At 45.7% G+C, this 15,069-nt stretch carries 18 protein-coding genes and 2 pseudogenes; 1 reads left to right on the top strand and 19 read right to left on the bottom strand.

The genetic code is table 11. The annotated features are described in order from the left end of the window. Positions 1-977: 977 nt before the first annotated feature. The 19 genes and pseudogenes from RS881_RS27085 to RS881_RS26985 all read right to left on the bottom strand — a co-directional run. Positions 978-1,337 (bottom strand): beta-L-arabinofuranosidase domain-containing protein, encoded by a 360-nt coding sequence (locus RS881_RS27085; protein WP_315823959.1) that lies wholly within the window; start codon positions 1,335-1,337, stop codon positions 978-980. Then, the gene (locus RS881_RS27080) at positions 1,334-1,774 is read right to left on the bottom strand and encodes a beta-L-arabinofuranosidase domain-containing protein (protein ID WP_315823958.1); all 441 of its coding nucleotides are present in this window, start codon (positions 1,772-1,774) and stop codon (positions 1,334-1,336) included. The genes RS881_RS27085 and RS881_RS27080 overlap by 4 nt, the downstream gene beginning before the upstream one ends. Then, positions 1,762-3,362: pseudogene (locus RS881_RS27070) on the bottom strand (beta-L-arabinofuranosidase domain-containing protein). The gene RS881_RS27080 and the pseudogene RS881_RS27070 overlap by 13 nt, the downstream one beginning before the upstream one ends. A gap of 186 nt (positions 3,363-3,548) precedes the next feature. Beyond that, positions 3,549-4,040 carry a hypothetical protein gene (locus RS881_RS27060; protein ID WP_315823955.1) on the bottom strand — a complete coding sequence of 164 codons (492 nt, stop codon included), beginning with the start codon at positions 4,038-4,040 and terminating at the stop codon, positions 3,549-3,551. 166 nt (positions 4,041-4,206) lie between these two features. Further along, positions 4,207-4,416 (bottom strand): hypothetical protein, encoded by a 210-nt coding sequence (locus RS881_RS27055; protein WP_315823954.1) that lies wholly within the window; start codon positions 4,414-4,416, stop codon positions 4,207-4,209. A 147-nt stretch (positions 4,417-4,563) separates the two neighbouring features. Then, positions 4,564-4,950 (bottom strand): hypothetical protein, encoded by a 387-nt coding sequence (locus tag RS881_RS61720; RefSeq protein ID WP_425476369.1) that lies wholly within the window; start codon positions 4,948-4,950, stop codon positions 4,564-4,566. A 222-nt stretch (positions 4,951-5,172) separates the two neighbouring features. Further along, positions 5,173-5,676, bottom strand: coding sequence for a sodium:solute symporter family transporter (locus RS881_RS27045; RefSeq protein WP_315823953.1), 504 nt, complete (start codon positions 5,674-5,676; stop codon positions 5,173-5,175). A gap of 138 nt (positions 5,677-5,814) precedes the next feature. After that, a complete protein-coding gene (locus RS881_RS27040; protein WP_315823952.1) occupies positions 5,815-6,342 on the bottom strand; it encodes a hypothetical protein in 528 nt (175 codons plus the stop codon). Beyond that, positions 6,342-6,740, bottom strand: coding sequence for a hypothetical protein (locus RS881_RS27035; RefSeq protein ID WP_315823951.1), 399 nt, complete (start codon positions 6,738-6,740; stop codon positions 6,342-6,344). The genes RS881_RS27040 and RS881_RS27035 overlap by 1 nt, the downstream gene beginning before the upstream one ends. Further along, positions 6,737-7,147 carry a hypothetical protein gene (locus RS881_RS27030; protein WP_315823950.1) on the bottom strand — a complete coding sequence of 137 codons (411 nt, stop codon included), beginning with the start codon at positions 7,145-7,147 and terminating at the stop codon, positions 6,737-6,739. The genes RS881_RS27035 and RS881_RS27030 overlap by 4 nt, the downstream gene beginning before the upstream one ends. A gap of 20 nt (positions 7,148-7,167) precedes the next feature. Continuing rightward, entirely contained in the window at positions 7,168-8,010 is an 843-nt protein-coding gene (locus RS881_RS27025) for a hypothetical protein (RefSeq protein WP_315823949.1), read from the bottom strand. Positions 8,011-8,122: 112 nt separating this feature from the next. Then, entirely contained in the window at positions 8,123-8,533 is a 411-nt protein-coding gene (locus RS881_RS27020) for a hypothetical protein (protein ID WP_315823948.1), read from the bottom strand. A 38-nt stretch (positions 8,534-8,571) separates the two neighbouring features. Further along, a complete protein-coding gene (locus RS881_RS27015; protein ID WP_315823947.1) occupies positions 8,572-8,820 on the bottom strand; it encodes a hypothetical protein in 249 nt (82 codons plus the stop codon). 47 nt (positions 8,821-8,867) lie between these two features. Further along, positions 8,868-9,509, bottom strand: coding sequence for a hypothetical protein (locus RS881_RS27010; RefSeq protein WP_315823946.1), 642 nt, complete (start codon positions 9,507-9,509; stop codon positions 8,868-8,870). A gap of 274 nt (positions 9,510-9,783) precedes the next feature. Continuing rightward, positions 9,784-9,957, bottom strand: a complete 174-nt coding sequence (locus RS881_RS27005) for a hypothetical protein (RefSeq protein ID WP_315823945.1) — start codon at positions 9,955-9,957, stop codon at positions 9,784-9,786. Next, positions 9,954-10,295, bottom strand: coding sequence for a hypothetical protein (locus RS881_RS27000; RefSeq protein ID WP_315823944.1), 342 nt, complete (start codon positions 10,293-10,295; stop codon positions 9,954-9,956). Before RS881_RS27000 ends, RS881_RS27005 begins: the two co-directional genes overlap by 4 nt. A 103-nt stretch (positions 10,296-10,398) precedes the next feature. Next, on the bottom strand, positions 10,399-12,069 hold the full coding sequence (locus RS881_RS26995) for a RagB/SusD family nutrient uptake outer membrane protein (protein WP_315823943.1): 1,671 nt from the start codon (positions 12,067-12,069) through the stop codon (positions 10,399-10,401). Positions 12,070-12,096: 27 nt separating this feature from the next. Beyond that, positions 12,097-13,098 (bottom strand): SusC/RagA family TonB-linked outer membrane protein, encoded by a 1,002-nt coding sequence (locus RS881_RS26990; RefSeq protein WP_350340185.1) that lies wholly within the window; start codon positions 13,096-13,098, stop codon positions 12,097-12,099. A gap of 201 nt (positions 13,099-13,299) precedes the next feature. Next, positions 13,300-14,769: pseudogene (locus RS881_RS26985) on the bottom strand (SusC/RagA family TonB-linked outer membrane protein); the annotation flags it as partial. 14 nt (positions 14,770-14,783) lie between these two features. On the opposite strand from RS881_RS26985, the gene RS881_RS26980 reads away from it, so the two are divergent. Further along, entirely contained in the window at positions 14,784-15,017 is a 234-nt protein-coding gene (locus RS881_RS26980) for a hypothetical protein (protein WP_315823942.1), read from the top strand. The last annotated feature ends 52 nt before the right edge of the window (positions 15,018-15,069 follow it).

The raw sequence follows: 15,069 nt of genomic DNA, 5'->3' as shown, positions 1-15,069 counted from the left end.
TGGGGTATTGGAAAGGGGTAGGTGGATGTTGTATGTTTGTAATCGCAGATAGAATCGCTGATTAATGGATTAAACGGATTTCGCAGATTTAAACGCGGATATAATCGCGGATTAAGGGATGAGGGATTTTGATTTTTAAGATTTCAACTTTTGCTTCGCTGAGTGCCTGTGAGGGGATTGAGCGGGGTATCAATAAAAATGCTGATCGACTGTGTGGACGGGGCCCCTAAGCACGGTTGATGAATGGTAGTGTTGTGCAACACGAATTGATGAGTAAGAAACAGCTTTTAGAGGTCAGGAGTTAGCGGTTACCTTTTATCAGTTAGGAATTAGCGGTTAGTCAGGAATTGGTTTTTCGCTATTGGCGGTTGGTTTTTAGCAGTTTGCTTGTAGGTTTTGGCTGTTTGCTATTTGTTTTTCAGGTAGCTACCGGCTGAGGGCTATTGCCACTGGTTTTGGTTTTGCCGCTGTGATAAATAAAGGCCTTCGGTGAGCCAGCCACCAGGCACTGGACAATGGTCCGCAGGCAGCGGGAAATGAAAGGCAGGTTTTGGCTGGGAATAAAAGCAGCGAGCCTTAGGCTTCGGGCTGCGCGCCAATTGCTATTAACTGTGATGAGTTAACGGTTAGCTATTAACTTCAGGGCTTTGGTTAAGTAGTCATTTATTAACATTTTAACTGTATCATATGTGGCCCCGTTCGCAAGAGCGGGGCTTTTTTTATGCCCCTACCTGTATATCCTGAGCGCCCCGGCGGGGGTAGCGATTTTTTTAAAGTACCCCTTTTCAATTAAGTACGCATGTCAGGACCTGGCCCAGTAGGCAAACTGCCGCCCAGCAATCAACAGCTCCCGGGTGAGCCGTACAGGCAAGTAATTTGAGCTATAGGGGAAAATGACGGCAGGCCCCGGGGCAGAACTTGCCAGACAGATGGGGAGAGATGATAGGAAGACCTCATCCTGGGTTTTGGCTGAAGGGCTATTTCAACTTAACATCCAGGTAAACGGAATGACGCCCGTATGATTCATAAAATGGTTTAAAGACGACCTCATCAATGGTGAATTGTAATTGTTTAGGATCACCTTTAATTGACTTGCCTATCTCTTCCGCATCCAGGGCTACCCTACGCCATTCTTTTCTTGCTTCGGGCTCCTGCGCTGCCAGTAATACCGGCCCGTAAAACAGGCTGGCTATGTTCTGCTGGTCCATCACGGGATCGAGGTGAAACTGGAAAGGCATTTTCAGCTCTATGACGTCGCCGTCTTTCCACTTGCGGCTTATTTTCAGGTAGCTGCCGGGCTTAGCCTGCAACTTTTGTACTGCTCCATTGATGGTCACAAAAATCCTTTGGTTGCCCAGCCTGGCACACGCACATGGATATCAAATTTTCCGTTGCCCTTAATTGTCAAACGGGTATTGTCCTCATTGGGGAAATTGGTAGACTGCTCCACGCTTATTTTTCGCTCTGTCCATTCCAGTGTTGAGGGGATGTACAGGTTGACATAAAGCGCCTGATCATCCTTACTTTTAAAGTATATGGAGTTTTGGAGCTTGGTACTGCTTTCTATGGCTGTACCATTGCAGCAGGTAAAGCCTGTCATATCCGGATTGCCAAACTGCTTGGTTGACCCTGGTCTGAGTGGTACGTGATAGGTATTGGCAGGGCTATTCTCGGCCACAGAAGCCAGGATATGGTTGTACAAGGAGCGTTCGTAATAGTCCATGTATTCGGCCCGCTGGTCGAAGAGAAACAGGTCGCTGGTCAATTTAAGCATATTATAGGTAGCACAGGTTTCGTTCTGTCCACCGGAAGAGAAGCCATTTTCATACAGGGTTCCCGGCTCGCTGATAAAACATTCGGCATTGTTGGGATTACGGGCACCTGCAACACCTCAATGCTGTACATATAATCATTGACCATCTTGTACCAGAAGTTATCGGCTATTTTGTAATACTCCGGATTATTGGTAGCCCGGTAGGTTTCGATACTGCCTACGACCTGGGGTATATGCTGATTGGCATGCAATCCACGGAAAAGGTCTACATTTTTGGCCAGGCCATGGGAATGTTGTGTATCGCCATAGAACACCCTGATGTTATCAAACAATTGGGCCGTTTTCAGGTGATTGGGTTTACCGGTAAGCCTGTACATGCGGGCCATGGCCTCGTTCATGCCGCCAAACTCACCAGCAATATAGGTGTTCCACATCTTGATAAGTGTATCTGTTGGCACTTTGCTCAGGCGGGCATATACCCAATCGCCCATACCAGCTGCCATATCAAGTGCTTTTTATTACCGCTCACTTCATATACATCCATCAGGCCGGCCAGTATCTTATGGAGTGTATAATAAGGCGCCCAGATCTGGTTCTTCTGTCCGCCATATTTGGCGCCATTCTCTAACATAATAAACTGATCGGGAGGGTAAGCGCTGATGAAACCTGTTCCCCAGTTTGCATAATCGGTACGAATGCCTGCATCGCTAAGGTCTGAATCATAAGCTGTTTTTCCTGGACCAAAGGGCACGGCTGCCGGATCGGATACATGTGCACCACCGGTTTCTTTTGCCTTTCCGGATAATTGGGATAACTGGTAGAGGGTATTCACCATCGTCTCCATTTTGCCGGAGAAATTGGCCTGCAGGGCCTTGTCATATCCTGTACTGGCATAGGCTTGTGCAATGGCGGTCAGGTAGTGACCTGTAGCATGGCCTCTTAATTTGGTGTCCTTGCTGTCCCATACGCCCAGCGGTTTTGCTCCTTCGGGTTGTTGCTGGCCAAAAGTATGGCGGAACATATAGAGAAAGGAGTTGGGATCGGTTGTAGCTAATGTATTGATAAACTTATTGCGATTTTGGATGAATTTGGATTCGTGGCCATGGGCATCATTTTTCAGGGATACCTGGTCCAAATGAAACGCCTGCAACTTTAACACGGGCGTTGTTGATTTTGGGGATTCCTTGATGGTGACTATTGCCTTGGGTTGAAAATTAGTTCCTGCAACACGCCCTGTAATGGTATAGCTTCCGGGTTTAAGAACAGCCGTATTGTCGATAGCAGCAGGCCACACCACACGTACTTTAGGGCCCTTGCCTTTCATGGCATCTTTATAGGTACCTGGCAGATAGGCAGGCAACCGCGGCAGGTCTCCTACGGCTGTTTCCACCTTCACATCGGATACATTGGCTAAATAAGTATTATACAGCTGGGCTTCGGTTGCGGAAAAGCGGGGAAGGGTATCCTCTGCCCGTCGGCCCGTCGTATTGACTGAGCCCTGATTGATGCCTCTGCGGGAATTGGTATAAATACCGGCCACCTGTGTGCTGCTCAGGGGCACCCGGTAAATTCGAAAATCGCGTATCATGGCATTGAGATGGGGATCTCCCGGCAATAACGATTTTCCGATGTACAGCAGTTTTTCTCCTGGTTGCTGACCGAATACGGCTGTCAACTCCTGGGAATGTCTTTCGCTTCGCCCACTTGCTTACTATCAACATAGGTAGTGATGGATTTTGAAGGAATGTCTATCACAATGGCCAGGTGGACCCACTTATTCGTTTCTATAGCCGGAGAAACGGCGCCCTTTTATCACTTTTTCCGCTGTTATCAACGCCTGGAACCCTTCCTGGGCAGTGGTTCCGGCTGGAGCTGCAAAAAAATGTTTGCTGGCATCCTTTCCGAAATCAAACAAACGTTGGCCAGGTTGATTGGAACGCAGGTATATCCATCCTGATATGCTGAGTGATTCCAGATCTGTTAGGGCTTCTGCTGGCAGTGTAATAAAAGCATTGTTATCGCCGGAGAGTGATAAAACCTTTCCAAAACGGTTATCGTTTACGAATGTGGCTTCGGCGCCCTGAAATTTAGCATGCAAATTATTCCGGGACCAATCTTTGAGGTCTCCGTTGAACATATACCGCGCAATCATTCCCGTTTCACCAATCCCATCTAATATCTGATCTCCATTTTGTGCCTGAACAGTGTTTACTCCCTGGATCAAAACAGCAACAAACAGGATGACACGCAAGAAAACTTTGTACATTTTCAATATTTTGATAATTCGCGATAAAACTAGGAAGAACGCACGTATCTCTATACGTATATTTTAACTAAAAATGGCGAGATATTAACAGGTATCCTTTCTGAAAACTCAATATAGGTAGTTCAATTTTCATGAGAGACACCAAACCATGGAAGTGCCTCAGGGTTCATTTTACCAATACCAAGGGGGAAAATAAGATAAACAGGGATACGGCCAGCAGGACCAGCAAAGCTGTATAAAAGTGCCTGTTCTTCCAGGGCTTTACATCGATCAGGCTATTTTCCTTCAACCTAAAAGGAACTGGCATAGGTTTCCATTTCCCGATCAATAGCATAATTAGTGTGGTTAATACAAATAAAATGGCCAGTACATGCAAAAATGTAATTGTATATCAAACACTAATTGGGTACAGGCGTAACAAACAACAAAAAAAAGTAATCCAATTTTGGCAGCCAGCGGGGTACTTTCTTAGTTAACATGCCCACCAGCAGTATGGTAAATATGGGCACACTAAATAACCCTCCTATTTTTGCAGATAGGTATACAGGCCTCCTTTGGCAAACATAATGAAGGGGGCAATAAACATGGCGGCTACGCAAATGATAAACTCAAAACGTTTGGCCGCCCGCAAATAATGCAACTCACCTGATTCCCATTTCTTTTTATGGCCAGTGGCTTGTAAATATTCAAGGTAAATAAGGTGCCGGAGCTGTTTAATCCGGCATTGAAAGTGGTTAATGCCGCACCAAACAATAAGGCTGCCATAAAACCGGAATAGACCGGAGAGGAGACATCGGCCACAAGCCTTGGGAACACCTCCACGGCGTTCGGCAACCCATGGTACAGATGGACAGCGATGATGCCAGGAATATTGATCAATAAAGGCAATAGCAGCTACCGAGTGCAGCAAGTGCAATTCCTTTTTGGCAATCGGCTAAACTTCTGGCCCCCAGCACCTGCTGCACGATGTATTGCTCTGTTCCCCAATAATAGAGATTCACCAACGCCATTCCGGTAAAGAGGGTCCCAAACGGGATAGCATCGCCAGGATCTCCTATGCTGTTGAAGTGGCTGGTATGGGAAGATAACAAGGTATTCAATCCAGCCTGGATACTGCCCGCCCCCAAATGTTTCAAAGCAAAAAAGGGAGCAATAATCCTCCTGTGAACATCCCAATGCCCAACAACACATCGGATACGGTGATCGCCTTTAGGCCACCCAGGAAAGTATACAATCCACCCAATACGCCCATGATCCAAACCAATAGCCAGATTGTTGTCCAATAGTCGATCTTGTAATACCCGGAAAAATGAAAAAGCCCATTAAAAGCCACTGCCCCGCTATAGAGCACAGAGGGCAACAGGTTAATGATATAATTCAATAAAAAAATAATGGATACAATGGTCTTGGTACTGTTGTCATACCGCACTGCCAGAAAATCGGGAGTTGTTGCAATGCCCACTTTCAGGTAAACAGGAATAATAAACTCTGAGACAGCCAGCATAGCAAAAACAGAGGTAACGCCCCAGGCCATTACGCTCATATTGTTAATATAGGTCAGTTCATTTTCACCAATAAACAATGCGGTATTGATATTGGCAAACAACAGGCCACAGCCCACGGCAATAAAACCCAACTTACGATTGGCAAAAACAATCCGGCTATTGTATGCAACTGCTCTTTCCTTGTTTTAAGCCATGACAACAGGGCTACGCCAATGGTAATAGCAAGAAAGGTCAAGAGAGTCATTGTATTCATGGGCTAAATCTATAACTTACAATACAAAGTGCAGCGGCTTTATACCATTCCATGAAACTGTTTTTGCTGGTTTACCCAGTTCCTGAACGCGAATGCGGTATTTATCCCCCACGCGATGCACTGAAATATTGAGGCTGGTATTAAAAGCATGCATGTTTGTCAGGGACATTTCTTTCCACTCTTTCGGCAGTTTAGGACAAAGGGAGAATTCTCTGAAGCCATCCGGATCAAACGCCCAAAGCCCCTCTACAATTGCCCGGCAATAAAGGCCGCTTTCGGCCGACAAATGACGCTGATCACCTTCCGGCCACGCTTCAATAGCATAGGGCACATGCTCGCCAAGGAGTCTTTTGGCGGAGTAATAAGCAAAATACGGATAGGTGGTATCTGTTGCGCCGGACCTGAATAATCCACGAAAACCATACAAGGTTGACCGGTCCCAGAATGTAGTTGAGCCCGACTGGGTGAGCAGTCCATTAGCCGTCCATAAATGGGGAGACAATAAGGCATTGGTGGTTTGCACCTTTCGATCATTAATATCCATTACGAGTGGCAGGCAGATCCAGGAACGCAGTTTGTCATTACCCTCATAATAACGATAGGTATGGTAACCTTCAACTGATGCCCCGAAGTAAAGGTTGATATTTTTTTGAGTGTTTCTGCCTCTATCTGCCAATCTTTGGCCTGGGTTGGTTTTCCCAGTATTGTGGCCAGCTTTGCCCCATACCGAAAGGAGGCATAAGCCAGTACATTGGTAGAAAGGTTGATCTTACCTGCCGGGAACCTTCCTTCCAGTTCATCGGACTCGGAGGCTATCACACCTTCCGGAGATTTTTTCCTAAGGAGGTAGGCATTGCACCAATCGATCAGTGGCCAGAGGGATGAAGCAACTGCGGTATCGCCACCCGTCAATGCAAAAAAAGCGGCTCCGTACGCAATCATAGCCTGGTCTCCCTATCTCCTGCACCGTTCCAATAACCGGCTCCTTCGGCAATGATTGAGCTGGGGATAGGATTGAAAGCCGGATTGATGTAACTGGCAAACAGGCGAAAACTATTGCGGGCGGATTCAATCCCCGGAGCATATCCAAGGTAAGCAAACAAGGGGTTGATGTATTCGGCCTGGTCATTGGCCCAGATGGCTGCATAATACTCTCCTCCGCCAGGGCCATGCATCAAACCCTGTTTTGTATCGTAAATACTTTCGCCTGCCCGTATCTTGGCAAAGGCAAACATCCTGTTGATGGTATCATTAGGCGTTTTTAGCACGAGTTTCTCCTGCAATTGCTCCACCAGGGCAACCCGTTTTTCGCACTCGTACCTGTGGGCAAACTGATAAGGTTCTTCCACTGCTTTGCGCGCCGATATGACTACGGAAAACTGCAACGCCTGATGTGCAGCAAGTGTTTTTGAGCCGCCATCGTATACTTTATAATTAACGGTATAGGCGCCGTATACTCCTTTATTTGCCTCTGTGAGCTGGCTTCTATCCACCTCGGGTATGTGAACATCAATTGTGGCTTCTCCGTTATTCCGGATCGTATAGCTTTCAATGAAGGCGGCTTTATCAACAGACGGAAATACCCTTTATGAATGCTTACCCCGCTACTTAAAAGCGCATTACCTTCCAATACTCCTTTGATATAAAACGATTGGGGTGTTTCTTTTACCAATTGCCCGCCGATCGTGATCGAATCGGTTATATTCTCGGTAAACTCCTTAATCAAATTGCCCCTGGTATCATTGGGAATTGTTCGAAGCATCGGGAAAACCAGTTTTCTACTATAAATAGCTCTTCCCGATTGATCTACTCCATAACGAACAATAGCGGACACCTGTTTTCCACTCATCTCTATATGATCTGAATGAGCCTGGTTTGTTTGAACGGTCCATCGAATGCCACCATCCTGTGTCATTTGCCAAAATTGCTGTTGAGCAGACAAAGATATCCCTGCCAGCAAAAATGCCAGCACCATCAGTTGTTTCATGTGTTTGTATTTTATGCTGCTTTTATCAGAGTGAGGTTCTTCTTGCCAAAACGCTGGGCAGGGTAACCTGTATGTTTTCTTTTTCAGTATTGATTGAGCGGCCATTGTTCCCATTAAACCAAAGTCGGCCGAATAGGTAGTTATTCCTACAAACTGCTTTGCGGGTTCATCGTTATGGGATAGAACACCTACATCCTTTCCCGGCTTTAGTTTTTTGATTTGCATTCCTTCAATATTTCCCACATAGCAAAGTTATCGAGGGTAAAATACACCTTACCTCTTTCAATGGTGCCCGGCACAAACTCGCGGATGACCCGGCCTTTTACTTTGTAAGCTTTCAGGAATTTGCGGAATGCCTGAACAATCTCTTTCGGATCAAGTGAGTCGGGGAATGATAGAAGATTATTTCATCAAACAGTTTGATCTCCTTCGCCAGCTCACTGAATACTTTATAAGACGATTGCTCAAACTCCTGGGTGATATGATTAAATTCCCCTTCTAAAGCCTCATAGCGGTCAAACATCAGGAACTTTTGGCGGGGAATGCTTTCCAATAATTCTTTTGATCTCGGATCGGGTATCGGAGCGATCACATACATGCCGAAACGGCCTTTGATACGCTGTAGAATGGTTTCAAAGATCTCAATATTCCCGTGGTGGAAGAAGGTCTGGAGATCAACGCCGCTGCCCAGTGTATTCCTGAAATTCCGGTAAAATTGCTCCTCAAAACTATCGAGGTTGTACATCAATAGCGCTACTTTCAGGAGTTGTTCGGTGTTGCCATTGGCTACAAAATAACCCAGGCGGTTCTTTGATTCAATGATCCCCTGCTCACGAGTTCATGGTAACCCTTTATGATGGTTTCCCTGGAAAAGCGCAGTTCTCTGATCATTGTATTGACTGAGGGAAGGGTATCATCGGGTACCAGTATCTTTTCATTAATAGCAGCGATAATGCCTTGCACCAGTCGATCGTGCTTGGAATAAGCGGCTACTTTTTCGAGTTCCTTAATCTTTTCATACAATACTTTCGTCATCCATCATCTATTTAAGTCTACAGGCTATTTATATATCCTAACTTTTCCTAAACCCCGCCACCAGCTTTTACCGGGGGCACACGTACTTCCACGTAGGAAATAAAATCACCCATTATTCCGCACTCCTGGGTGGTTTTCATTTTCCGTCCGGCCACTTCAATAAAGGGTATCCTGCCATTGCAGGCAACCTGCCAGTTAACAGGTTGCTTACCCTCATTTGTTATTGAGCTGCCGTTTGCCCAATGGCTGATGGTTACGCTTGTTGACAATACAGGCAAATGAGAAATGACAGCACTATCGGCGGTCCTGTTACGGTAAAGTGTCGTTACGCGGTTAAACCTGGCATCGACATCCACCCCCATCAGGCCCTGTACAATTCCCTCTATTGCACCGAACGAAACTTCAGGATAATCTCTTCTTTTTGTAGTTGGGTTGGTAAGGTACAGGATGTAGTTATATGCTTTGTCCCAATATCCATACTTATACAACTGATAAGGCTGGTAAGACAGATTCTCTACATTCGATTCGTTGTTTATAAGATGCGCAATCGTTTTCCTTATTCTACCGCTATCATTCAACGCATTGAACCACAAAAGAAAGGTTTCGCCTTCTCCTTTTCCAAACACTCCCTGATTGGTAATATGGGTACGATAAAGCGCAGACTCCTTATCCCACCATACTGATTCCAATTGCCGGCGATATGCCGCTGCCTTCCGGGCATACAGGGCTGCTGCTTTTTATTACCCTTCCAGGCCTCTGCTTCTGACCATGTTTTTGTAGCCCGATACATGGCAGCTACCAGGTCGACGCCCATTTTCAGATCGGCCACATTTTCCACATAAGAAGGCAGGCCTCTGCAACGATGAAAATAGTCGTTTATATTAAAAGGTACCGGTGCGTTGGGGTAAGCCGGCCGCTGCAATAAAGCTTCGGGCTGCAATGACCAACGCTCAATAAATTCATTTAATGAGTGAAGATGAAAGGATTCAAAAGCGGGTGCCTGATATACGCGGTGTCGCCCGTCCACAAATACAATCGCCAGCAGGCATATATAATATCAAAGTTGGCATTGAGGTTGTACCAGAAGGCGGTATCATTCCGATAATCTTCCGGCGCAGGATTGCCCAGGTAGTTCATTTCCCAATAGGTGCACCAATCTTTTTTTCTGAAATATTGGATACAAAATGGAGGAGCATATTTTTGTTTTCGTCACGCATACCCAATGCTTCCGCCGCCAGGCATTGATGCGATACATCCCTGATGCAAAAGGCCCGCCTTGTGGGTAATGCGGCTTCATACCACGGGCCTACGGGGTCTGCCGGGCTTTGCCGGTAATGGATTGCCATTTGCCTGGCATTGGTGAAAGCGATTTGTAATGCTGTATCCGAAGATGTAAACTCAATAGGTTTCGCCTGGGCACAGGCTATATAATTGGCCCACAGAAATATTACTACCACTATAAATCTCCTGATCATGCTAAATGCCATTTTTTATTGAAAACTACCTGCCTACCCAAGCTTACCTCTACTCACAAATGTACGGTTTCGGCTTAAGTTGGATAGGCAGGCAGCTGTGATCTTAATTATACCCTGGATTTTGAGGTAATCCCGTCCTTTCAATCTCTGTGCGGGGGATGGGCAACAAGTAATTGCCGGGTTTAAAGTAGCGTTGCTCCAAATCCTTATACTGGTATGTTTTTGTACCATTCTGTGCCCGTGTAATGATTACCTGGCCGATGGGCTTGTTCTGTGAAACCTCTGCGATCTTCCAGCGACGTACATCATAATAACGATGCCCTTCAAAACACAATTCAATTTGCCTTTCATTACGTATCCGCTTTTCAAGATCAGCACCACTTTCTGTAAGATCAACCGTAATGCCAGCTCTTTTTCGCAACATGTCCAGGTATTGTCTGGCAGTAGCTTCATGGCCCAGGTAAAACTCGGCTTCTGCGTAGTTCAGATAAATTTCTGATAGCCTTGACAAAATCCAGAACTTATTGTTTTGGGTAGTTACATTGAAATCGTAAGTGGTGTCCATGTATTTCCGGAAGGTATACCTTGTTTCGCTGTTATTCCAGGTATCGATGCCTTGAGGAGAATCCAGTCCGCCTTCATAAAATTCGGCGAGTGTGCCGTCGGGATTGGAACTGCTTTTTCTCCAGTCTACAAAATTGGCGCTGCCCAAAGAACGACCATCATACACAATATTGGCATAGAACCTCGGATCACGGTTCACATAGGGTTTCTGGGGATCATAACCTGAAGTGGGATCGGAAATATACTTTCCATTAGCAGTGCCAAATGCGTCTACCAGGTTTTGTGTAGGCGCAAGAGCCGCCCAACCGTGATAGCCACTGGGATAGCACATCATTTCAACGCCATTAAATGCGCTCCAGTCATATTGTTTATTAGACAGTTTGACGCCGATCAGCTCGGAATTGAAAGTGGTAAAAATATCGGCATAGTTACCATTATACAAACTAAACTTGTTCAGGTCTATCACAGCTTTGGCAGCGGCAGCGGCAGCAGCCCATTTTGCCTGCTCATTGGCAGGGTTCCATTGGGAGCTGGCGGCATACAACAATATCCTAGACTTTATAGCTAGTGCCAAAGGGGCAGTAATGCGGCCAACAGGCGATCCTTTAGCCGCAGTATTCAACAGGTCCGCAGCAATATCCAATTCCGAAACGATGAATTTTACAACCTCCTCATACGAACTACGTGGTTCTTTGAAATCGGAATTGAGCTCGAATGGCTTTTTGATCAGGGGTACACCACCATAATCAGTCACCAATTGATAATAGGCATAGGCACGTAAAAACGTAATTTCTCCTTTTATCCGGTTACGGAAGGTTTCGTCTCCTGGGATGGCATCAATTTTAGACAGGAAAATATTGGCATTTTGAATATGGCTATAATTCTTTGCCCAGATATCAAAATCCCCGGCATTGTCTGGCGACAGTATTCCTTTTGTGATCACACTCCGTATGCCGGCATAATCAAACTTATTATAACCTTCATCAACTGCACCGGATAGCAGGAAACTTCTGTTGATCGACTTGCCCCAGTCGTAGGTGCAAGTGGGCAGTATATTATAAATATTATTGGCAAATGCTTCCGCCAATTTGAGGTCAGTCCATACAGACTGATCTGTATAGGAATCCAGCGGTGCTCTATCCAGCACTCTGGAACATGAAAACAACAATGTATTGCTAATAAAAATACCAACCAGTATTTTGAGTTTCATATAGCCTGTTTTAATAGTAAAAAGTAATTACAATCCGACATTGACCCCTACTCTGAAGATCCTTGACTGTGGATAATTGACTCCTGTTATATTATTTGTTTCCGGATCAATACCATACTGCTTCATTTTATCAAATGAAAGGAGGTTATACCCACTGGCATATACCCGCAGGTTGGTGAATCCAAATTTCGAGTAAAGCTGCGCAGGTAAAGAATAGGATATCTCTACTGATTTCAATCTCAGGAATGCAGCATTCCTGAGCCAGAAATCGGCGTAAATGCTGTTGTAGCTATCATTGCTATTGAACGCTCTAGGATATTGTCCGCCGGGATTATCAGCAGTGGTTCTACCATCATACAACCATTTTGGTGGTGCGATTAGTGACCCTTGCATTTGCGACAGGATCATTTGTTTAGCCATTGCCTGACCAGCAAAAAGAATGTTAAGTCCTAACCCTTTATAAGTTGCTCCCAGGTTAATGCCATATACCAGTTTTGGTGTGGCCGACTCGAATTTTCTGACGCGGTCATTGCTTGTTATACTGTTGTTGCCATCGATGTCTTTGATCCACAGGTCGCCGATCTTTGCACCTGGCAGGTGTACGGAACCATCCAGCTCCTCTTTTGTATGGTACACACCGTTGGTTTCATATACCAGCCAGGAATCAATGGGATGGCCCTCCGACTTTTGCCATGCTGGAATATTAGCCGCCTCGTCGCGGAATAATACTTTGCTTTTGGCATAGGTCAGGTTTACGCCAATATTGTATTGGAGGGCACCTTTCCGGTTATTATAGATGGCAGAAAGATCAAATCCCCTGTTCAGTGATTTGCCAATATTCTCCGCCGGCAGTGACATTCCCGCATATAAGGGTATAGAAGCACTGCGTTGGGCTAGAATGTCCTTGCGGAGGTAACGGAAGTAATCAGCGGTGATGTTCAATTTACCTTCCAGGAAGGTGGCATCAAAGCCAATATTCCTGGTATCCTGTTTTTCCCAGGTAATATCAGGATTGGGGGTACTGGACAATAGTAAGGAAGGAGCCAGGGCATAATCATTACCAAAATAGGTGTAATAATTTTGTTGCTCACCAATTGATACCTGGTGAGGTATAGGTATTGCGCTACTGCATCGCTACCCATCATTCCCCAGGATGCCCTTATCTTCAACTGGTTGACGAAATTGAAGGTTTCTTTAAAAACTTCTCTTCCGAGATCCTCCAACCTGCGGTTACGGCAGGAAAAATCCCCACCTGTTGGATGAAGGGAAGTTGAAGGAGCCGTTGTAACGGAAAGAAACTTCTGCCAGGTACCTATTGTCAAAATTGTATGCGAGTCTGCCGAGATAGCTGGCCCGGCCATCCTGCGCAGCCGCCCCCGTTGCATTTTGCCCCTCTGCATTACCGGTAAAGATCTGGTCTATCTGATCGCTCAATAGGTCTTTCCGGTAAGCATAGGTTTGCGAATAGTTGGAAGAGGTTTGCTCATAACCCGCAAAAGCATTGATATTGTGGACACCAAACTGCCTATCATAGGCCAGCTTAATAAAATAGGTGCTTGCATAGGTCAACCTGTCATCTTGCGTGATGCTGGTAATCGAGGTGGATGTTTTTTGATTGGCGTATTCACCGGTAGTCCTGTTATACGAATAGGCGTCCCATGGTTTGGTAAATATCTTTTCGTTGCGCAGGTTGATATCGTAAGAAGCATATCCACTAACCGACAAACCTGGGGTCACAAACGGTAGCTGCAACTCAAATCCGGCCAATGGGGTCAGTGCATAGTTCTTGATCTTATCATACCCCGGGTCTCCCGTAACCAGGATGCGGGGATTTCTTCCATTGGCCACGCCAGCGCTCAGTGATTCATTGGGCCAGCGTACCGGTATGAAGGGGTACACAGACCTTGCTTCATGAAGAATGCTGTTAACACCATAGGTAGGGTACATCCGGTCTTCTCTGCGGGCTGCCAGATCAAGGTTCAATTTAAGGTTCTTCGATATCCTTGCATCGATATTAGAACGGATATTGAATTGTTTATAATGTTCAATACTGTTGCGGAAATTGCTTGACTGATCGAGGTATTGACCTGAGAAGTAATATTTAATGTTATCAGTTCCGCCACTCACGGAAAGGGAATGCGCTGTTTGGGGAGCGCTTTTCCTGAACACTTCGTTGATCCAGTCGGTACTGGTATAATTGGGGTCATTTCCTGCCTTGTACTTATCAATATCAGTCTGTGTGTAGGTACCAGGTTTAATTTCGTTATAGTAGGTCATGTATTGCCAGGCATTCACTATTTCGGGCAGGCGGGTCAACTGTTGAACACCATAAGATCCATCATATTGAATGGTAGGTTTTCCTGTTTTCCCTCTTTTCGTAGTCACCAGTATCACTCCATTGGCAGACCGGACCCCATAAATGGCAGCAGATGCATCTTTCAGCACTGTAATGTTTTCAATATCTACAGGATTAATGCGGCTAAAGTCCCTGTCGGGAACACCATCCACTACCACCAGCGGGCTGGTTCCACCACCAAATGAATTAAATCCCCTTATGAGGATGGTAGCTGCATCATCGCCCGGACGGCCGGAACGATTATTGGCTATTACACCGGGTATACGTCCGGCAATAGCATTGGAAAGATTGGCCGAGCTGCTTTGTACAAGGTCACTTCCTTTTACTGAAGCGACAGCGCCCGTTACGGAAGCCTTTTTTGCGAACCGTACCCTACCACCACTACCTCATTCAATCCTTTGTTTTCAAGCGACAGTACAATATTCAGCGTTCTATTGTCGCCAATAATTATTTCCTGTGGCTGGTAACCCGTATAGGAAATGGCCAGGATGGTATTTTTCCAGCTACGGTTATACTGAACCTACCGTCTTCGGCGGTAACGGTTCCGTTGGTCATTCCTTTTTCCACAACAGATGCTCCTGAAACAGGTTGATTTTTTCGTTCCGGACAATGCCAGTTATTACCTGGCGATCAGTTTGGGCAAC

It is taken from the genome of Paraflavitalea speifideaquila (assembly GCF_032395985.1).
Classification (GTDB): domain Bacteria; phylum Bacteroidota; class Bacteroidia; order Chitinophagales; family Chitinophagaceae; genus Paraflavitalea; species Paraflavitalea speifideaquila.
Note: the sequence above shows the minus strand (reverse complement) of the source record. Positions and strands in the feature narration are given on the sequence as shown.